The 21,390-nt window shown below is 31.4% G+C and carries 18 protein-coding genes; 10 read left to right on the top strand and 8 right to left on the bottom strand.

Annotated elements, in window-relative coordinates; all coding sequences use genetic code 11:
* A complete protein-coding gene (locus K8354_RS01895) occupies nucleotides 1-735 on the bottom strand; it encodes a DUF6263 family protein (RefSeq protein ID WP_223444980.1) in 735 nt (244 codons plus the stop codon).
* A 452-nt stretch (nucleotides 736-1,187) separates the two neighbouring features.
* Here K8354_RS01895 and K8354_RS01890 point away from each other — a divergent pair, with 452 nt between their 5' ends.
* From K8354_RS01890 to K8354_RS01875, 4 genes are all read left to right on the top strand, one after another.
* Nucleotides 1,188-1,703, top strand: a complete 516-nt coding sequence (locus K8354_RS01890) for a GNAT family N-acetyltransferase (protein ID WP_223444979.1) — start codon at nucleotides 1,188-1,190, stop codon at nucleotides 1,701-1,703.
* 91 nt (nucleotides 1,704-1,794) lie between these two features.
* Nucleotides 1,795-2,118 carry an EthD family reductase gene (locus K8354_RS01885; RefSeq protein ID WP_223444977.1) on the top strand — a complete coding sequence of 108 codons (324 nt, stop codon included), beginning with the start codon at nucleotides 1,795-1,797 and terminating at the stop codon, nucleotides 2,116-2,118.
* A gap of 82 nt (nucleotides 2,119-2,200) precedes the next feature.
* Nucleotides 2,201-4,012 (top strand): DUF885 domain-containing protein, encoded by a 1,812-nt coding sequence (locus K8354_RS01880; RefSeq protein WP_223444975.1) that lies wholly within the window; start codon nucleotides 2,201-2,203, stop codon nucleotides 4,010-4,012.
* Between the two features lie 32 nt (nucleotides 4,013-4,044).
* Nucleotides 4,045-5,220: a nuclear transport factor 2 family protein gene (locus K8354_RS01875; protein WP_223444973.1), complete on the top strand. Its 1,176-nt coding sequence runs from the start codon at nucleotides 4,045-4,047 to the stop codon at nucleotides 5,218-5,220.
* Nucleotides 5,221-5,237: 17 nt separating this feature from the next.
* On the opposite strand, the gene K8354_RS01870 is transcribed toward K8354_RS01875, so the two are convergent.
* On the bottom strand, nucleotides 5,238-5,651 hold the full coding sequence (locus K8354_RS01870) for a hypothetical protein (protein WP_223444971.1): 414 nt from the start codon (nucleotides 5,649-5,651) through the stop codon (nucleotides 5,238-5,240).
* Nucleotides 5,638-6,222, bottom strand: a complete 585-nt coding sequence (locus K8354_RS01865; protein WP_223444969.1) for an RNA polymerase sigma factor — start codon at nucleotides 6,220-6,222, stop codon at nucleotides 5,638-5,640. Before K8354_RS01865 ends, K8354_RS01870 begins: the two co-directional genes overlap by 14 nt.
* A 456-nt stretch (nucleotides 6,223-6,678) precedes the next feature.
* Between K8354_RS01865 and K8354_RS01860 the strand changes: the two genes are divergently transcribed.
* The 3 genes from K8354_RS01860 to K8354_RS18640 all read left to right on the top strand — a co-directional run bounded on the left by K8354_RS01860 (nucleotide 6,679) and on the right by K8354_RS18640 (nucleotide 9,274).
* Complete coding sequence (locus K8354_RS01860; RefSeq protein WP_223444967.1) at nucleotides 6,679-7,023, top strand: DUF6249 domain-containing protein; 345 nt, start codon at nucleotides 6,679-6,681, stop codon at nucleotides 7,021-7,023.
* Nucleotides 7,024-7,153: 130 nt separating this feature from the next.
* On the top strand, nucleotides 7,154-8,479 hold the full coding sequence (locus K8354_RS01855) for a M28 family peptidase (protein ID WP_223444965.1): 1,326 nt from the start codon (nucleotides 7,154-7,156) through the stop codon (nucleotides 8,477-8,479).
* Nucleotides 8,480-8,506: 27 nt separating this feature from the next.
* Entirely contained in the window at nucleotides 8,507-9,274 is a 768-nt protein-coding gene (locus tag K8354_RS18640) for a M23 family metallopeptidase (RefSeq protein ID WP_302850521.1), read from the top strand.
* A 14-nt stretch (nucleotides 9,275-9,288) separates the two neighbouring features.
* Here K8354_RS18640 and K8354_RS01845 read toward each other — a convergent pair whose 3' ends face one another.
* Genes K8354_RS01845 through K8354_RS01835 form a run of 3 tightly spaced genes read right to left on the bottom strand, consistent with a single transcriptional unit; the run spans nucleotide 9,289 to nucleotide 13,558 of the window.
* The gene (locus K8354_RS01845; RefSeq protein ID WP_223444963.1) at nucleotides 9,289-10,170 is read right to left on the bottom strand and encodes a carbohydrate kinase family protein; all 882 of its coding nucleotides are present in this window, start codon (nucleotides 10,168-10,170) and stop codon (nucleotides 9,289-9,291) included.
* 8 nt (nucleotides 10,171-10,178) lie between these two features.
* Nucleotides 10,179-11,453 (bottom strand): glycosyltransferase, encoded by a 1,275-nt coding sequence (locus K8354_RS01840; protein ID WP_223444961.1) that lies wholly within the window; start codon nucleotides 11,451-11,453, stop codon nucleotides 10,179-10,181.
* A 5-nt stretch (nucleotides 11,454-11,458) separates the two neighbouring features.
* Entirely contained in the window at nucleotides 11,459-13,558 is a 2,100-nt protein-coding gene (locus K8354_RS01835; protein ID WP_223444959.1) for an HAD-IIB family hydrolase, read from the bottom strand.
* A 298-nt stretch (nucleotides 13,559-13,856) separates the two neighbouring features.
* Between K8354_RS01835 and K8354_RS01830 the strand changes: the two genes are divergently transcribed.
* Nucleotides 13,857-14,474, top strand: a complete 618-nt coding sequence (locus tag K8354_RS01830) for a hypothetical protein (RefSeq protein WP_223444957.1) — start codon at nucleotides 13,857-13,859, stop codon at nucleotides 14,472-14,474.
* A 411-nt stretch (nucleotides 14,475-14,885) separates the two neighbouring features.
* On the opposite strand, the gene K8354_RS01825 is transcribed toward K8354_RS01830, so the two are convergent.
* Together K8354_RS01825 and K8354_RS01820 are read right to left on the bottom strand one after the other, a co-directional pair.
* Nucleotides 14,886-16,352, bottom strand: coding sequence for a sigma 54-interacting transcriptional regulator (locus K8354_RS01825; RefSeq protein ID WP_223444955.1), 1,467 nt, complete (start codon nucleotides 16,350-16,352; stop codon nucleotides 14,886-14,888).
* 140 nt (nucleotides 16,353-16,492) lie between these two features.
* Nucleotides 16,493-17,614 (bottom strand): vWA domain-containing protein, encoded by a 1,122-nt coding sequence (locus K8354_RS01820; protein WP_223444953.1) that lies wholly within the window; start codon nucleotides 17,612-17,614, stop codon nucleotides 16,493-16,495.
* 213 nt (nucleotides 17,615-17,827) lie between these two features.
* Between K8354_RS01820 and K8354_RS01815 the strand changes: the two genes are divergently transcribed.
* Both K8354_RS01815 and K8354_RS01810 read left to right on the top strand, forming a co-directional pair.
* Complete coding sequence (locus tag K8354_RS01815; RefSeq protein ID WP_223444951.1) at nucleotides 17,828-20,446, top strand: zinc-dependent metalloprotease; 2,619 nt, start codon at nucleotides 17,828-17,830, stop codon at nucleotides 20,444-20,446.
* 63 nt (nucleotides 20,447-20,509) lie between these two features.
* Nucleotides 20,510-21,385, top strand: coding sequence for a TIGR01777 family oxidoreductase (locus tag K8354_RS01810; protein WP_223444949.1), 876 nt, complete (start codon nucleotides 20,510-20,512; stop codon nucleotides 21,383-21,385).
* The last annotated feature ends 5 nt before the right edge of the window (nucleotides 21,386-21,390 follow it).

Raw genomic sequence — 21,390 nt, 5'->3', positions numbered from 1 at the left:
CTATATTTTATTGATTCCCATGGTTACTTTCGATTTCATTTCTTGCCCACTTAACGATAAAGTCATGTCTATTAAAGAATTTTTAGGAATTCCAGAATTTCTATCAATATCCATATTTCCTGTAATTACACCCTCTCCCATTCCGGAAACTGTACCCGATAAATCTAGTGCAATCATATCTTTAGATATAGACTTTACGGTATAAACATATTCTAGCTTCATTCCTTTTTCATCTTTAGAATTTGTCCAGGTACTGCCAACTTTTATAGCTTCTTTTGGGTATACAACACTACTAGATTGTTTTGCAATATCTTCCATTCCCATCACATTAGGGGTTACTGTTGCTTCTAAAATTTCACCCAAATTATTCCCTTTTGCATAAATTACTGCACTTAACATTGGCGCCATTTGAGCTTTCATCATTTTTCCACCAGCATCCAATTCCTCATCACTCTTACTAGAATCGTAACTCATAACTTGGCCCGCTTGTAACATATCCATAGTCATTTTTGTAAACTTCATTTCACTATTATAAGTTTCTTCTTGTACGTCTGTAACTTTTATATCCATATTAATAGACATACCCATTGCCATGACAGTGCCCATTTCTTGAGCCATTTTCATAGAAACATTATAGGTAGCTCCTTTCTCGTATTTTAATCGAAGTACTACGGAATCTTGTGCTAAAGAAATATTAGCAGAAATAATTAAGAATAAGATGATCAATTTTTTCATTTTTTTGTTTTAAATTTATCTTTATTTTAAGTGGCAAAAATAGTTTATTTGACATGTTTAAAAGTAAAATTTAGAAGGGATTATATTACTTTCTACTGTTACAATAAGAATTCTTCTATTTCTTGAATATTAAAAATGAAAAACAACAATACAATTATAAAATAAACGAATGATCTTGCTCTAACTATGGATCAAATTTTACGCTTATAACCCTCAAAAATAAATCAATTTATGGAAAAAAGAGTTTTAAAAGACGTTATACAGGACTTTTACATGTAATCATAATCGTTTGTAAAAACAACCTTCAGGAACATAGGTTTTCATTTTTTTTGCACACTAAACTTCTAAAAAAAGAATGTAATATTGCACCAAATTCTTTAAAGCTATTGGTATAGCGCTAACAGATACGTTTGTCACAATATCCTTACAATTATTTATTTATATTTTGAAATATGTTTAAAATTATAAAAGCAACGGAAAAAGACGCACAATTGCTATCAAAAATAAGTATTGAATCGTTTTTACCTGCTCATGGACATTCTGCGCCAAAAGTAGCTATTGATAATTATATGGCTATAAACTTTTCTCAAGAAAATTTCATCACCGAAGTATCCGATATTCATAATCACTATTATTTGCTATATCAAAATGACACAATTGCAGGATATTCAAAAATAGTTTTTAATCAGTTTCATAAGAATATAGGTGCTAAAAATAGTGCTTACATGAGTAGGATCTATTTACTAAAAGAATTTTATGGTTTAGGTTTGGGTAAAGTATTGTTTAATTTTAACATGACTCTTTGTAAAGAAAATAAGCAATCTGGCATTTGGTTAGCTGTTTGGATCGAAAATCAACAAGCAATTTCATTCTATAAGAAAATAGGGTTTTTAAAGGTTGGTGATTATGATTTTAAAATTTCTGAAACGCATTCTAATCCTAACCATATTATGTTTTTAAAGCTCTAAAATTTAATGTGATTTTTAAAAACCTCTGTATCAAGTTGTTATATCTAATTTAATTATACTTATCTTTAAAAAATTAAAAAAAACAAACAGTATGAAGCAAGGTATGATTAAATTAAGCGTGCTATATCCAAACGGAGAAGGAACAAAATTCGATATTCATTACTATTTAAACACGCACATTCCATTAGTTGCAAAACTTTTAGGAGATGCGGTAAAAGGCGCAACCGTAGAGGAAGGGATTGCAAGTGTAGCACCAAACTCAAAGGCTCCTTTTGCTGCCATGGGTAATTTATACTTTGAAACTTTAGAATCTTTTCAAAATTCATTCGGACCAAATGCTGCTGAAATATTAGCAGATTTACCAAACTTCACAAATATAGCACCCACTGTGCAGGTTAGTAAAGTAATGGCTTAATAATTAACTTTTACAAATATTTAAAACCTCTTGATTGAGGTTTTTCTTTTTTAGTACCTTTATAAAGATAAAACTACATAGTATGAAAAAAATAAAACTTGCTTTTTTAGCGACACTTTTACTTTTTATTTCTTGTAATCAAAAAAATAAAGAGACATCAATCTCAAAAGAAAATGCCGATTTCAATCAGCTTTTAGTAGATTATAATGAAGGTAAATTAAAAATAAACCCCGTTATGAATGCTACTTTTGCCGGTGATAGCAGATATAATGATTATTTCCCAAATTTTTTATCCGATGATTATCAAGAAAGTTTAAAAAGTTTTTATTTAGATTTTAAAACTAAACTTACCAACTTTAAAGATGCTGATTTAACAGAAAGCCAAAAAATGAGTAAGGCTGTTTTAGCTTGGGATTGTAAAATGGCTTTAGCACAAAGTAGTTTTAAAAATGATGTTTTATTACCCATAAATCAAATGTGGTCTATTAATTTAACCATGGGTCAATTAGCAAGTGGTTCTAGTGCGCAACCGTTTAAAACAGTTAAAGATTACGAAAATTGGTTAAAGAGATTAGAGCAGTATACTATTTGGTTAGAAACTGCTGAAACCAGAATGAAACAAGGAATTGAAGAGGGGTATGTTTTACCAAAATCATTAATTAAAAAAGTAGTTCCTCAGTTTGAAACTTTAACCAAAGTAAATACAACTACAGAAGGAATTGTAGACGTTTCTGAGCATTTATTTTATGCACCCATAAAAATATTACCAGAAGGTTTTTCTGCAGAGGAAAAAGCTGCTTTAACAAAAAAATATACAGAAATTTTAAATGATCAATTAATTCCGTCTTTTAAATCTTTGGCAATATTCTTGAAATCAGAATATTTATCTGCAGGAAGAGAAAGTAGTGGTATTTCAGCAATTCCGAGTGGAAAAGAATATTACAATCATGCCATAAAATTTTACACAACCACAAACATGACTGCTGATGAAATTCATAATTTGGGCTTAAAAGAGGTTGCTAGAATTTTATTAGAAATGGAAAAAATAAAACAGCAAGTTGGATTTAACGGCTCTCTAAAAGATTTTTTTAATGAAGTTAGAAATGACAAAAAATTAATGCCATATCAAGCGCCAAAAGAAATTTTAGCGAACTTTAATGCCATTCATGAAAAAATAAAACCGCAATTAGAAAAGTTATTTGATAAAAAACCAAAAACTCCTTTTACAGTAAAACAAACTGAAAAATTTAGAGAAGCCTCTTCAAGCGCAGAATACAATCCTGGACCCTTAGACGGCTCTAAACCTGGTGTTTTCTATGTTCCAATTCCAAATGCCATAACTTATAATGGTTTTCAAGATGAAGCTTTATTTTTACACGAAGCCATTCCAGGGCATCATTATCAAATTTCTTTAACGCAAGAAAGTACAACTTTACCCGCTTTTAGAAAAACACTTTGGTATAGTGCTTATGGTGAAGGTTGGGCTTTATATACAGAGAATTTAGGAAAAGAATTGGGTTTATATACAGATCCTTACCAATATTTTGGGATGTTAGGGATGGAAATGCACAGAGCAATTCGATTAGTAGTAGATACCGGAATACATGCAAAAGGCTGGTCTAGAGAAAAAGCGATACAATATTCTTTAGACAATGAAGCTGAATCTGAAGCCGGAATTACCTCTGAAATTGAACGTTATATGGCGATGCCTGGACAAGCATTATCTTATAAAATTGGGCAGTTAAAAATTAGAGAATTGCGTGCAAAAGCAAAAACTTCTTTAGGAGAAAAATTTGATATTCGACAATTCCATAATCAAATTTTAGAAACAGGTTGTATTCCTTTAGCTTTATTAGAAAACAAAATTGACCAATGGATTGAAGCCAGCAAATAATTGAACATATTAACAACATTAAGTATACAAAAATGAAAAAAATACTTTTCCTATTTTTATTTATTACTTCACTAATTACCGCACAAGTTAATACAGAAATTCATCTTTTTGACATTGAAGTTTCAGGAGACAACTACAAATTGATCAATGGAAAAAATATTTCTAACAATAAAGGATATGACAGTCAACCTTATTTTTATAATGATAATCTTGTTTTGTTTGCGTCTGAAAGAAATGGACAAACAGATATTGCAAAATATAATATAAGAGACCATCAATTGATTTATATAAATAACACCAAAAATGGAGGAGAATATTCCCCACAGAAAATTCCAAACTCTAAAAATGTTTCTGCGGTTCGATTGGATGATGATGGCTTGCAACGTTTTTATGAATACAATTTTAAAACAGGAAAAGACAAAGAAATTATTCCAGATTTAAAAGTGGCGTACCCAGCTTGGTTTGATAAAAATACCCTAGTTGCCTCTGTGATCGTACATGATAGTTTACATTTAATTGTTTCCGATTTAAAAAAGAAAATCTATACAACCGTTGCAAAAATAGTGGGACGTTCTATTCATAAAATACCAAACACTAATTTAGTTAGCTTTATTAGCAAAGAGAACAAAGACTATTGGCTATTAAAATCCTTAAATCCTGAAACAAAAGAAATAAAAGTGATTACCTCTATTGGTAAATCTGAGGACATTACTTGGTTAATTAATGGAACTTTATTAATGTCTATGGGCAATTCAATTTATAAATTTAATCCTAAAAAGGATAAAAAACCAAATTTATTTTTCAGATTTATTGATGAAAATATTAATAATATTTCTAGAATAAGTGTAAACTCATTAAGTACTAAAATAGCTATCGTATCAGAGGTTTCTCCCGAATATTTAGCAGAAGAACAATTAGCAGGTTATAACAACAGAAATATTGATGCTTTTTTAAAACCATTTGCTAAAGATGTAAAAGTGTATAATTTTCCGAATAAATTAAGCTATGAAGGAATCGAAAAAATGAGAAAACGATATGAAAGCTTTTTTAAAAATACGCCAGATTTACATTGCAAACTTTTAAAGAGAATCGTTTATAAAGATCAAGTTATCGATCATGAACTGGTTACTGCTAATGGCAGTACTTTTAAAGCTGTAGCCATTTATAAAATGGAAAATGGCAAAATTGTAAGTGTAACTTTTATGTAGTAAAGGTAACATTTATACTATTCATGCATTCTTTTTTCAAAATGATTTTTCAGAAAAACAACTTGTATCATCATCATAAAACCAAAAAGTAAGATTGCAAAAAATGTTATATTTGATACTGAAATTGCATCAAAAATAGTAGGAATCTGAATTTTATGAATAAAAGAGAAATCTATTTCAATAATTTTTATCAATCCTTTTTCTGATCCTTTAAAAGGTACAAAAAGAAATGCAGTAAATATACAGGCCAAAATAAACCAAACTTTTTTAGAAATTAAAGCAGTTGTTTTATAAACACTTTTTTTATCTTCCATAACAATTTTATCCATTAGAGAGGCTGTAAAATTGAATGAAGTTTTCTCTTGTTTTATCTCTTTTACATATTTTTTTGCAAAAGCATCTAATTCGTCTATGTGTTTATCTTCTTCCATAATGGTTTATACTTTCGGGTTCAAAATTTTCTTCTACTATTCCAACTAATTTTTTTCTAGCTCTGTGCAATTTCACTTTTAAATTGGTTTCAGAAAAAGCAGTTACTTTCATAATTTCTTTTAAAGATAACTCATCATAATAAAACATCCAAATAATAGCGCGTTCCTCTTTGGGTAATTTTAAAAGACACTCGTCCATTATTTTAGCACGTTCTTTTCTTTCTATACACTCTAAAATATGATCTACAGCTTTTATTTGGTTAAAAGTAACCTCGTTAATTTCAAAAGTTTTGTTATGATTTTTATTTTTTTTGATAGCATCTAAACACGAATGATATGTAATTCTATACAGCCAAGTAGAAAATTTGGAATCACCTTTAAACTTGCTTAAATTTTTATATGCCTTGATAAATGTATCTTGTGTGATTTCCTCTGCTTCTTCCCTATTCTTCGTCATTTTAAACGCCAAGCTAAACACCATGTTTTTATATGCATCAACAAGATGTGTAAACGCATTTACGTCTCCTTTGATGACTTTATCAATATATAGTTGGTCGTTAGTTGTAGTCATTTTATGTTTGACGGATGTAACTTATACAAGGTTACACTTTTTATTGATTTATTTTTAAATACTACGCCCTCCAAAATAACCAATTAAAATTAAGGTGCCTCATCCCAAATGAACATCAACATAACGTATACCATTTATGATTTGAATTTACCCTAAAATAAAATAGTGATTTTTTTCCTTATTCAAATTTAAAACATACAGCTTAGCCGTGGCTACGGTTTATTTTGTAAATGATAAAGAAAGTGAAAAAGGGCATTTTATTGCAATAAATTCAAGTTGTAGATGGTATAACCTGAAAAACAACCTTAAAAGTCAGCGCAAACTTCTGAACTTTGTATCCTGTTTTTCTTTATCCTATAAATATATTTAATTTTTTTTGTAACCTTATCTTAAAAGGAATCGTCAAAGCTACAAACACAATAAAAATTAATCATTTAAATTTTAAAATAATAATTTATGGAAGTAGCAATTTTAGCAGTAATTTTTGGAACCATTTTTGGAGTATTTTATTTATACCTTTCAACAAGAAACAAAGAGCGTTTAGCTTTGATAGAGAAAGGAGCCGATGCGACTATTTTTATGAAGGGTATAGCAAAAAATGCAGCCCCTTTTTGGAAAGTATTCATCTTAAATTTATCCGTTTTATTAATAGGTGTGGGTGTGGGTATTTTTATCGCTTCAATTTTACATTATAGTTTAGGAGTAGATGAAGAAGTTGCATATCCAGGAACTATATTTTTAATGTCTGGTATCGGTTTATTTGTAGGCTTTAACTTAACTAAGCAACTGGATAAAGAATAAGTAAATCTTAATAAATTTACAAAACCACTTCAAAATTTTGAAGTGGTTTTTTTATTGGCAAAAAGGGCTGTATCTTTAAAGCATAATTTGATTTTTCATTAACACAATAAAAACCATACACACTTTAAAAATGAAGAAAATAACCATTTTATTCGCATTTTTTACAATTGCAATTTCAGCACAAACAGATCAAAAAATTTATGACATCATCAACAATGTTTCTGAGGATAGATTGCGAGCTGACGTAAAAACATTAACCGAGTTTGGTACCAGAAACACCTTTTCAGACACCATTTCAGACACTCGTGGAATTGGCGCTGCAAGAAGATGGATCAAAGCTGAATTCGAGACCATTTCTAAAAATTGTGATAACTGCATTGATGTATTTTATCAGAAAGATTTGGTAACTACAGAGATGAGTAATAGAGTGCCTCATGATGCTTATGTTGTTAATGTCGTTGCCATTCAAAAAGGTACAAAATACCCCAATAAATATGTTATTATGAGTGGCGATATCGACTCTAGAAATAGTGACGGATCTAACTTTACCAAAGATGCGCCAGGTGCGAATGACAATGCTTCTGGAATGGCAGGAACCATTGAAGCTGCCAGAGTTTTATCTAAATATAAATTTGAAAGCAGTATTATTTATGTCGGCTTATCTGGCGAAGAGCAAGGCCTTTTTGGAGGTGCCGGTTTGGCAAAATATGCAAAAGATAAAGGTTGGGAAATTATCGGGATTTTAAATAATGACATGATTGGAAATATAACCGGAGTTGATGGTGTAATTGATAATAGAGCTTTTAGAATTTTCTCCGAGCCGGTGCCTGCAAACGAAACCGAAAGACAACGAAGAATGCGTCGTTTTTATGGTGGTGAAGTTGACGGAATTTCAAGACAATTGGCAAGATATATTCATAAACAAACGAAAACGTATATGCCAGAAATGAATCCGATGATGATTTATAGACTAGATCGATTTGGACGTGGCGGTCATCATAGACCTTTTAATGATTTAGGCTTTGCCGGAATTCGAATTATGGAAGCTCATGAAAACTACACGCAACAACATCAAGACATTAGAGTTGAAAATGGCATTAAATATGGTGATACTTTTGAGCATGTAAATTTCCCGTATGCTAAAAAGCTAACAGCAGTAAATGCAATAAACTTGGCTAGTTTGGCTTGGGCTCCTCCTGCTCCAAGTGAAGTTGCTATTGGCGGAATTGTAGAAGCATCAGCTAAATTAAAATGGAATAAAGTTGATGGGGCAAAAGGTTATAAAATTTATTGGAGAGACACTACGTCTCCTACTTGGGACAACTCTAGATATGTAGAAACTACAGAATTTACTTTAGAAGGAATTGTAATCGATAACTTCTTTTTTGGAGTTGCTGCCGTTGGCGAAAATGGTCATGAAAGTGTGGTGGTTTTTCCTAATAAAATTATGCGATAAATGTTTGTTAGGTTTTTTCTTTTTTTCATGATGATATTTTCTTGTCAAGAGAAACCGAAAAAACCTAGCTTTATCTCTTTTGAAACAAAAAATGATTCTATAAATGTTGTTTGTAAAAATCCTGTTTTAGGAAAAACATTCTTAAAAATTATCAATAAAAAATTAAAAACAGAACGTTTTTTAGACTTTCAAAAACCTGATACCGTTAAAGTTTTACAATTTCACACTTCGGAAATTGATACCACTTCCATTATAAAAAACTATGACTTTAAGTTATTTTATGGAGTATCATCCATCAAAAAATACGATACTTTATACAACTACGGTTTGCCTTTTTTAAAAGGCAAGCGTTATAAAATTTTACAAGGACAAAATACCAAGTTTACACATAAAGGTAGTTTTTCTAAATATGCCATCGATCTTAAAATGAATATTGGTCAAACAGTTTGTGCTATTAGAGATGGTATGGTTATAAGAATTAAAGGGAACTCTAATATTGGCGGAAAAGATAAAAAATACTATGATGATGCCAATTATATCCTAATTGGTCATAAAGACGGAACATTTTCTCAATATGTACATTTAAAAAAGAATGGAGCAATTGTAGAAAAAGGTGATCTTGTAAAAAAAGGTCAAGTAATTGGTTACTCTGGAAATACAGGAATGAGTACAGAACCTCATTTGCATTTTGTTGTGCAAAAACCTACAAAAAATGGTTTAGTATCTATTCCATTTATATTAAATTCTATTCCAAGTAAAAAGTATAAAAAAGGGAAATTTTCCAAAAATAAGTAAATAAATACTTTTTTTTAAGGATTGATAAAACGCTCTATTTCTTCATTTGAAATCATAGGATTTGCACCGCTTTTACTAGCCACTAATGCACCAACAGCACAACTAAAATCAATAGATTCTTGTGGAGGTACACCAGATAATAATTTATAAATTAAGGATGCTAAAAAAGAATCGCCTGAACCCACGGTATCTGCAACCTCAATTTTATAACCACTGTTATAATACAGCTGATTGTTATAAAACAAAACAGCACCGTGCTCGCCTTTTGTAACACAAATATCTTTTGTGTTTGTTTTTTCTAATATAAAGTGAATGTTTTGCTCTAAATTATGATATTTAGAACCTAAATACTCAGCTACGAGATACAATTCCTCATCATTAAATTTTATAAAATCTGCTTTGTTCATCAATTCAATTAAAAGTTCTTTGCTATAAAAAGGTGGCCGCAAGTTTACATCAAAAATTTTATATTTTGCAACTTCTAAAAGTTGATCTAAGGTTGTTTTAGAAACCTCATCTCTAGCAATTAAACTACCAAAAACAAAAGCATTGGATGTTTCTACAAGCGATTTTACATCACTTGTACCTGCTATTTTATCCCATGCTTTTGGATAGATAATGTCATAACTAGCGGAGCCTTTTGCATTAAGTTTTACTGCAACTTCACCAGTGGTAAAATTATCTAAAACTTGCACTTGATCTGATTGTATGCCTGTTTCTTCTAAATATTTTAAAATTAAGCTTCCCAATTCATCATTGCCAACAGCACTTACCATGGCAACCTTATTGTGATAGGATTTTAAGCGAATTGCCACATTTAAAGGCGCACCTCCTATTTTTTTATGCGTTGGAAATACATCCCATAAAACCTCACCAAAACAAACAATATGTAACATAAACTTTTTTAATAAATATTAGACTCTGAAGATCTTTGATTGATAGAACTTCTAAAAATGGCTAGCATGCGTTTTGCAATTCCTGTCCAGCCAAAATTACGTCTAGCAAAACGTGCGCCTTCTACAGACATTTCGTTACGTAAAGTAGGATATAAAAGCGGCATTGCCATCATAGCTCCAAATTCTACTGGTCTATGCGGATCTGCAAATAATGCTTGATTTCCGAAATCAATTAAATCGCACAAACCACCATGAACGGTCACAACACTTGGTGTTCCACAAGCCATAGCTTCAATGGCAACCATTCCGAAAGGTTCATATCGAGAAGGCATTGCAAAAATACAAGCAGACCTATAAACATTTGCTAAATCTTTATCCTCGATATAATTATTCCATTTAATTTTATCCATAATCCCTAATTCTGTGGCTAACTTTTTCAAGGTCTCAATTCCTTCCTGATCTTGTTTAGAATCTCCTCCAATACAAGCTACTAACCTTGCTTCCGGGCATAACTCAAAAACAGTGGGTAGTGCTTTAATCAATAAATCATATCCTTTATTATGCGCCATTCTTCCCAGAGCCAAAATATCTGTAGATTTGATGTCGTATTTTGCACGGATTTTGTTTTCTTCTTTTGAAGGCATCGGATAAAATCGATTTTCATCAATTCCAGGAGGAATCATACTACAATTTTTAGGAAGCATATCATATTGCTCTACTAACAAATCTACTTGCGGTAGCGTGGTTGCAATGACAAAATTACACATCTGAAACACAAAATATTCTTTTCTAATACGTTCTTTAAAACGGTATGTTTTTTCCATTTCTTGTTCATCCATATCACTTCCCATAGAATGCTGTTTCCACCAACCTAAAGAATGTGGCGTATGTACATGAGAAATACCCAGTTCTTCAGAAATTTTTTGTCCTGCCCAGCCAGCATCCCAATAATGAGAATATACCACATCATACTTTTTATTTTCCTTTTTTATGGCTGCTAAACAATTTGTAACGAACTTTTTTAAATGGTCGTGCATGTCTTCTTTTCGGATGAATTTTTTACCGCCAAAAGGGATTCTCCAAACGCTGTAATTTTCATTTACAACATCATATTCGGGTTGATCCTCAAATTGCCGCGTCACCAAATCTACTTGTTTACCTAGCCTACTAAATCTCTCTGCTAATTCTAAAACATAAACTACTTGTCCACCTGTATCTGGTTTTCCTAATTCTGCGTTGGCTCCTACATATCCATGTAAAGAGATCATTAAAATTGATTTCATAGTTTTTATTTTTTCATTTTAATTTTTGTTATTTTTAAATCATGACATGCTGCAATGTATTGAGCTGCAGACCAAGCCTGATATGCTTTCCCCATGGGCTTACCTGTAACACCATGTGCCCATTCTGTAAATTCCCATTCATTACTAATACCTTCCTTATTTAAGAGTGCTAGTTTGTGTAATTCTGCAATTGCAATATCTCTAAAGCCAAGCTTATTTACATATTTTACCCAAAACCCACCTACAAAGGGCCAAATACCTCCGTTATGATAATGATTGGGTAGGTTTAGTAAATTTACAGTGTAATACGGTTTCCAATCTGGATCTCCTGGACTTACAACAGGATATACATTTGCAACAGGAAATGGATCATTAGCACCAACTCCCAACATAAATTTAAAGGTTTGATGTGCTTTTTCTGAATCTATTGTTCCGTGTAAAAAGGCTAAAATATTCCCTAAAACATCACAACGCCAACTAAAATCGAAAGGTGTTGTTTGCGCAATTAAGTAGGAAGTATCTCCTAAAGTAAATTGCTTTTCGGCAAAAGAAACTGATTGAAATAATTGCTGCTTCGTTGAGGGCCAAAAATTTTGAACAATTTCTTTTTTAATCACTTGAGACCATCTGATATATTCCCCAGCTTCTTCATGATTTCCTAACATTTCTAATAGGCGTCCGAAACAAACATTAGATCGATACCACAAAATTTCATCGTATAAAATATTATAACTTCTACCAAATAAATCGGTCCAATCGCCAGCTTCAGGAATTTCTAAAAGTGCATCATTGTTACTATCATGCGCGCCCAACCATCTCATAGTTTCTTTTATATCACCAATATATTTTCTTAAAAATTGAATATCTTTTGTAACATTAACATATTCATAAAAAGCAATCACCACCCAAATACCACTATCTATAGAGCAAATACCACCAACTCCAGAATAATCTGGCTCTTGGTCTTTTAGCCTTACATTTGCAGGAATTTGACCATTTCTAGAAATATGTTCTAATAAAGTAATCAAAGTTTGACGTTGACATTGATGAATTTCTTCATCAGCAATTAAAGAAAGCGAGCCAATTACTGTAATCGCGCCATCTCTTGCCCAAACAGAATGGTAATTTTCATCGGTTCCGTGGGTAATATTATCAGGTATAGAACATGCAGAAAAACCCAATGGTGTTATATTTTTACGCAAAGCTTCAATCGCTTTTTCATACCCCTCTTGAATCAGCGCAATTTTCTCGCTATCATCTTCTAAAGCAATATTGTCTAACTCTTTTTTGATAAAAAAATCTTCTGAATGGTCTATATTGTTATGTTCTAAAGCATCTTTTGGTAAAATCTTAAAATAAATTAAACCTTCAATAATACCATCACCCTGTTCTTTTTCTGTATGAAATACTTTTTTATGTTTTGTGTAATGATATAATTCTTCATGAGCATTTGCAACTACGATTCCGGAAACATCCTTTAAATCGAACATTGCAGAATCATTTCCACTATCCCCTGCCACTAAAACTTGATTTGTTTTTAAACTCAGTCTTCGCAATAACCACATTAAAGCATTTCCTTTATTAGCCCATTTTGGCAAAACATCTAAAAATTTATTACCCGAATAAATTACATTTACATCCATATCTGCATTTGCAAAATCTTGCGCTACACGCTCTATAAGTTCTTCGCTAGCATCATGGAAAAAGTAACTCCGCTTATAAGAGTGCTGAAATTTACTAGGTTGCTCACTAATAGGATGGTTTATTTTGTTGACAATATTCTCTACCGCTTCTAAATTCCAACCATCATCTAGTACATCATTGAATTCTTTTTCAACACTTTTTTCTCTAAAATTGTAAATATGGGTTCCGACTCCAGAAATAATATAATCTGGACTTGGCAAGACGCCTTGATCAATAAGATTTAAAACATCCTCTATTAATCTGCCGGTATTATAAGTAACAATAATGTCTATATCCTTTCCATATTTCATCCAAGTTTTTGTAAAATTACTCTTATAGGTATGGAAATCGATTAGCGTATTATCTATGTCAAAAGATAATAATTTTATCACATTCTCTTCCTTTACATTCTTAACTATCATAAAATATATTTTAAAATTATCTCTAAACCCCCAAATTATGGAAATTTTATATGATAAATAAACTCATACCGAACTAATTTGTCTTGGCTTCTATACTTTTATCATAGTCCTATTTTTAATATGTGATAAATATAATAAACAGAATATAGCATACTAAAAATAAGAATATTGTAAAATTTATAATCTCGATTTCACCCTTTTTGCCTACTACAAAAAAGGTTAAAAATATGTTAAACCAAAATTTATATTTTCAAAAATGAAAGTATTACTATTATATTTGTAATATAAACTACCGATTATGAAAAATATACTATCTATTTGTTTTACAGTACTAGTTTCAATCTCCTTTGCACAAGAAAACTCTTCGAATGCAATAGAAGTATTTAATAACGAAAATAAGACAGCCTTCTCTTTAACAACAATGGAAGATGCCAAATTATTAAAATTTCAAGAGGTAGTTCCAATAGAATTTGAAAAGAGAATTAATGTTAATGAAGGTAAATTTTCTTTAAAAGAAATTAATGATAAAAGTTTAACTTCTTTACTTTCTGATTTAGATAAAAACGCTAAAACTAAATTTTTAATTATTGAAGAGGTTGCATCTTCTAAAGAAAGCTCAGCATCTAAAAAAAGCATCATCATAGTAGCCAATCAAAAATTTATAAATAAATTGATTTCTTCTAAAATAATACAAGATGAATTGATCGCTGAAGCTATAACGTATGGTGATAAAAATTTAGAATATTCTAGTAATTATCCTGAGTTGGTAGATATTCTTAACGTAAAACATACTATTTCTGAAGATTTAGAATTACAAATTGGTAACAATATATATTCTTTTATAAACAATCCTTTTAAAACAGTTTTGGATAAAACTTTATCAAATAGTTTAAACTTATTAGCTTTTAATTTTTAAGTAGTTTTTTTGTCTTCTTTTCTTATTGACGCTGAAAAAAATTTATTCTACTACTATTTTCAGCGTCAATTTTAGTGTTAACAACTATCTGTAAGAATGCTTACACGAAGCACTTTGTTAAATTTAATACCAATTCTATTTTGAAATTACTGTAAAATAAAATGATGATTTTTTTCTTTATAGAAAATTGAAAAATAAAGCATAGCATTCGTTACAGTTTCTTCTTATTTTGAAATAGAAAGGAAAAAAGGGCGTTTTATTATGGTCATTTCAATGCAGAATTGATATAAATACCGCATATTATGCATGTTCTAAAATTGTTATAAAAATAGGCAAGACTTTAATTTTCAATGCAAAAAACCCTTTCTAACTTTAAAATCAGAAAGGGTTCAAAAAAAAATATTCGATTTCCTAAAGTCCGCTTATAAAACTCCCATACGGATCTTTAAATTGAGTGCCTTCTGTAAATCGATGTTTGCTCAACTTTTTAAACTCAACTAACGCCCACAATAAAAACTCTTTTACAAAATAAGCATCCTCCATATTCATATTAGGTTGATGCTCTGTAAGAAAAACATCTAAAGGTTTAATTTTATCAAGTTCATTCTTGTACTGTGCTTCTGTAAATTCATCTAATAATTCAAAATCCTCATCCGCATTAAAAAACCAGGATACAATATCATCATAAGGAGTTTCTACATCTTGTTTTTGTAATTTCTTAATTTCAGGAAAATACGATGGGAATAATTTTTTGATAGCATTTTTAATTAGTGTTTCCGCAACCGCTTCAGCACCTTCTTGTTCGCCTTCATAAACCAACTCTACTTTACCCGTAATTGCCGGAATAATTCCGTCAAAATCACTTAAACGTATCATTGTTTTAGAATCCCCAGAAAGCAATGCTCTTCTTTCTGCTGTGCTCAATAAATTTTCGAAAGCAGTAATACTCAATCTTGCACTTACACCACTTTTAGCGTCAATAAATTCACTATCTCTAGCTTCAAAAACAATTTGCTCTAACAAATCTCTCGCCAATTCAGGAACCTGAATAAACTCTTTTTGAGAACTTGCCTTATCAGTTTCTTGCTGCGTAATTGTTTTTGCCGTTTCTATATCTTCTGGATAATGTGTTAAAATTTGCGAACCAATTCTATCTTTTAAAGGAGTTACGATGCTACCTCTGTTGGTATAATCTTCTGGATTTGCCGTAAACACAAACTGCATATCTAAATTTAATCGCATTTTAAATCCACGGATTTGGATATCACCTTCTTGTAAAATATTAAACAAGGCAACCTGAATTCTAGCTTGCAAATCTGGCAATTCATTGATTACAAAAATACATCGATTTGCTCTCGGAATCATTCCGTAATGTAGTACTCGATCATCTGCATAACTCAACTTTAAATTGGCCGCTTTTATAGGATCTACGTCCCCAATAATATCGGCAACTGTTACATCTGGCGTTGCTAATTTTTCGGCAAAGCGTTCATCTCTGTGCAACCAATAAATCGGCGTTTCATCTCCTTTTTCTTTGATCAGTTCAATGGCAAATCTTGAAATCGGATTTAGCGGATCATCATTTATTTCTGAACCTTCCACCACGGGTATATATTCATCTAATAAATTCACCATCAATCTTGCTAAACGTGTTTTAGCTTGTCCTCTTAATCCTAATAAATTGATATTGTGTTTGCTTAAAATAGCTCTTTCTAACTCAGGAATTACCGTATTTTCATATCCATGAATCCCTTTAAAAACAGTTTCTTTACTCATCATTTTACTGATTAAGTTTTCTCTTAACTCGTCTTTAATTGATTTTGATTTGTATCCTGATTTTACTAATTCTCCAAGTGTAACTATACTTTGTAAATTCATATTCCTATCCTTAATCCTTTCCAAAGGAAAGGAAACACTGTTGTGTTTATTTGTATGTTAATAATTATTTATTTTCATTTTCTTTCCTCAAACTTACTCAACTCTTCCCTTTGGGAAGATGCCTAAAAGGCAGATGGGATTTATTTTATCCTTTTCTTTCTATTGGTTTCGTAATCTTCAAAAATCATTTCTCCTAAACCTTTTAATCCGGTATAAAATGCTTTTCCTTGATTTGCTTTTGTAAAAGCTTTTACAAACTGCATTAAATAAGGATCTTGTGCAATCATAAAAGTAGTAATCGGAATGTGTAATTTTCTGGCTTGCTGCGCCATTCCGTAACATTTATCAACAATATACGCATCTAAACCGTTACTGTTTTTATAATACTGACCGTCTGGTAAACGCAAGCAACTTGGTTTTCCGTCAGTAATCATAAATATTTGTTTATTGGTATTTCTTTTTCTACGCAATAAATCCATGGCTAATTGCAAACCTGCAACGGTGTTTGTATGATAAGGACCTACTTGTAAATAGGGTAAATCTTTAATTTTTATAGGCCACGCATCGTTTCCAAAAACAATAATATCTAACGTATCTTTCGGATAACGAGTAGTAATTAATTCTGCCAACGCCATGGCTACTTTTTTGGCTGGCGTAATTCTATCTTCACCATATAAAATCATGGAATGGCTAATATCAATCATTAAAATAGTACTCATTTGGCTTTTATGCATGGTATCCTCCACAACCAAATCGTTTTCTGTGAGCCTAAAATTATCGATTCCGTTATTTACTTGCGCATTTCTTATACTTTCAGTTACAGAAATTTTATCTAACGAATCACCAAATTGATAGGCTCTAAAATCGCCTGTGTGCTCATCTCCTATGCCTGAAGATTTACTTTTATGGTTTCCTGCGCCGCTTCTCTTTATTTTACCAAAAATTTGATTTAATGCTTGTTGACGAATGGCACGCTCTGTTTTTGGAGTTATTTTAGTTCCTCCTGTTCCATCTGCTTTTATTTCTTCTTTAATGTAACCTTTCTTCTTTAAATCTTCAATGAAATCATCAATTGTGTAATTTTCATCGGTTAAATTATATTCCTTATCCAAGGATCGCAACCAATCTATAGCTTCATCAAAATCGCCAGAAGTGTGCGTAATTAACTCTTTAAAAATCTCAAATAATTTTTCAAAAGGAGATTCGTTCTTAGCTTCATAAGTTTTGAACACGAATCCTCTGCGTTTTTTATTGTTTTTCATCAGGATAAAAATACGGCTTTATTCTATTCTTTAAAAAACATTAACATTGCTTTAATAGATATCCGTATTATTTAAATTGATTTTATTTAGTCACAATTGCATTTTTAGAAAAAAAATAAAATTCAAATTTTAGTAAAAATTATCATAAAATTAACAATACGATCCTCACTTAAAAAGTATCTTGGAAGCCTAATCAAATTTAAAACCCATTATATGAAAACATTAAAGTCTAGAGAGCTACGAATTTTCTGCTCTTTGTTCTTAACGCTTGCTATTGCAGGAATTCAAGATTCAAATGCTCAGTTCTGGAAAAAGGAAAAAAAGAAAGAACAAACTTCTAAGCCCGCTCCAAAACCAAAGAAAAAAGAAAAATCTATTGCTGATTTAACAAAAAGCAGCAAAAAAATTGAAGGTTTATTTACTATTTTTCAAGATACCATTACGGGTGATGTTAAACTACTCGTTAAAGAAGACCAATTAGATAAAGACTTTATCTATTTTGCACAAATTGCAGATGGTGTTACAGAAGCAAACGCTTACAGAGGTTCTTACAAAGGTTCTAGCGTGTTTCACATTAACAAATATTTTAATAAGTTAGATTTTATTGCCCCAAATACATCCTTTTATTTTGATAAAGATAGTCCCCTTGCGAAAGCTGCTGAAGCCAACATAAGTGATGCTGTGATTGCAAGTGGTAAAATTTTAGCAAGTGATGATGAAAAAGGTGAGCATTTAATTGATGCTACAGGTCTTTTCTTATCAGAAACGTTTATAACAATTAAAAGTCCAAGACGCCCTGGCCAATCTCCTTTTTCATTTAGTTTAGGCAGATTCGATAAAGCAAAATCAAAAATTAATGCTATTAAAAACTATCCAGAAAACACCAATGTAAAAACGGAATATGTTTATAATAATCCTACTGTTTTAAATGGAGGTTCTGCTGCCATTACTGATGGTAGAAACGTATCCATTAAAGTTTTTCATACATTTATGAATATGCCAGAAGAAGGTTATGATGTTAGAATGGATGATGCGAGAGTAGGCTATTTTTTAACGGAGACGAATGACATGACGACTACAGAAACTATTAATTATAGAGATATGATTCATAGATGGAGACTTGTTAAAAAAGATCCTTCTGCAAAACTATCTGAACCTGTTACTCCTATTACTTGGTGGATAGAAAATACAACGCCTTTAGAATGGAGAGAAACTATAAAAGAAGGTGTTTTAGCATGGAATATAGCTTTTGAAAAAGCTGGCTTTAAAAATGCAATGGTTGTAAAAGTGCAACCCAATGATGCAGATTGGGATGCAGGTGATGTTCGTTACAATGTATTACGATGGACGTCTTCTCCAAATCCTCCTTTTGGGGGATATGGACCAAGTTTTGTAAACCCAAGAACTGGAGAAATTTTAGGCTCAGACATTATGCTAGAGTTTGTTCATTTTACCAATAGAGTTTTTGCAGACAAATTATACAATTCTGCAGCATCTAATATGAAAGTAGCAACTCTTGAAGAATTAGAGGCTGAAAAATATACGCAAAAAGGAAACCATATGTACTGTTCTGCAGGGCATATAATGCATGAAAATTTACAATTAGGAACTGCTGTTTTACAAGCTTCTGGAGCTTCGGATTTAGAGATGGAAGCTATTAAAAAAGAAGGCATGAAATCTTTGATTATGCACGAAGTTGGTCATACACTTGGTTTAAATCATAATATGAAAGCGAGTCAATTATTTTCGCCAGAGCAATTAGCAGATGCAGACTTTATCAAAGGAAAAGCATTAACTGGTTCAGTGATGGATTATGCCGGAATTAACATTACCAACGACAGAAGCAAACAAGGGCAATATTATGACATGTCTGTTGGGCCTTATGATGTTTGGGCGATACAATTTGGATACACTCCTTTTAGCAATGAATCTGAAAAAGATGCACTTTTAGAAAAGTCTACAGAACCGCAACTTATTTTTGGTAATGATGCAGATGACATGCGTTCTCCAGGAAAAGCAATAGATCCTAGAGTAATGATTGGTGATTTATCTAACGATCCAATAACCTATTCTATGAACAGATTTGAGTTGGTAAACGCCATGATGAAAGAACTAAAACCAAAATTCTTAAAAGAAGGTGAAACCTATGAAGATTTAAGAAGAGCTTATAACACACTTCATAGCCAAACTAGAATTGCAGGTGGTGTTGTTTCTAGGTTTATTGGTGGTGTGTATGTTGATAGAGCTACATTTGGTCAAGAAGGAGGAACACAACCGTATACTCCCGTAAGTTTATCAGACCAAAAAAGAGCTATGAGTGCATTAAAAAAATACATTTTTGCTCCTGATGCTTTTGATACTCCAAATGACGTTTATAATTATTTAGCAAAACAAAGAAGAGGATACAATTTCTTTGGAGGTCCAGAAGACCCAAAAATTCATGAGCAAGTTTTATCCTATCAAACAAGTATTTTAGCGCATTTAATGCATCCAAATACCCTACAAAGAGTATCAAACTCTGCATTGTATGGAAATGAATACAAACTAGAAACGTTTATGTCTGACTTAAATAATATGATGTTTAAACCAGATGTGTATGGAAGTATCAATTCTTTCCGTCAAAATTTACAAGCTGTTTACACAAAACGATTGATTGATATGATTACAGGCAAAGCGAGTAATAGATTTTCTATTGCATCAAAATCAATGGCAATTTATAATTTAAATACGATTAAAAAATGGGTAAGTAATGGCACAGGCGATTTGGCTACAAAAGCACACAAAAATCACTTAAAAACATTAATTACCAATGCTATGAAAGAAATTAAATAAGCATTCATAAATATTTATGAAAACCGTAATCGTTTCGATTACGGTTTTTTTTATCTTTACCCTATGGCAAAAATACTAATTACAGGAGGCACAGGTTTAGTAGGCACGAGACTTACAAAAATGTTGATCGATAAAAAGCATGAAGTTATAATTTTGAGCAGAAACCCCAAAAACAAAAATGAATTTAAATGGGATATCGCTAAAAATTATGTTGATCAAAAAGCATTCGAAAACACCGATTATGTGATTCATTTAGCCGGCGCAGGAATTGCAGATAAACGTTGGACTTATGAACGAAAAAAAGTGATCATTGATAGCAGAGTGCAAACTGCCAATTTACTTTTTAAGACAATTAAAGAAAACAAGATTCACCTAAAAGGTTTTATCTCCGCTTCAGGCATTGGGTATTATGGAGCCATCACCACCCAAACTATTTTTAAAGAGTCAGACCCAGTGGGTAATGATTTTTTAGGTGAAGTTTGCCAAAAATGGGAAGACGCTGCACATCAATTTGAAGGATTAAACATCCCTGTTACGATTTTAAGAACTGGTATTGTTTTATCTAAACAAGGAGGTGCCTTAGAAAAAATGAAATTACCTGTAATATCTCCAATAGGTTCAGGAAAGCAATATGTACCTTGGATTCATTTGGATGATTTATGCTACATGTACATCCAAGCAATTGAAGGTAACTTAAAAGGCATTTTTAACGCCGTTGCGCCAGAACATCACACCAGTATTACTTTTTCAAAAGCACTAGCAAAAAGCCTGAACAGACCTTATATTGGTATTTGTGTTCCTAGTTTTATGCTAAAACTATTATTTGGTGAGCTATCCATTATATTATTAGAGGGCAGTAGAATTTCAGCAAAAAAAATCGAAAAGAATGGCTATTCTTTCCGATTTAAAACGCTTAAAAAAGCATTGAATGCTTTATAAATTTT

The organism is Polaribacter litorisediminis (genome assembly GCF_019968605.1).
In the GTDB taxonomy this organism is placed as follows: Bacteria; Bacteroidota; Bacteroidia; order Flavobacteriales; family Flavobacteriaceae; genus Polaribacter; species Polaribacter litorisediminis.
This window is presented reverse-complemented; position numbering and strand designations above follow the sequence as displayed.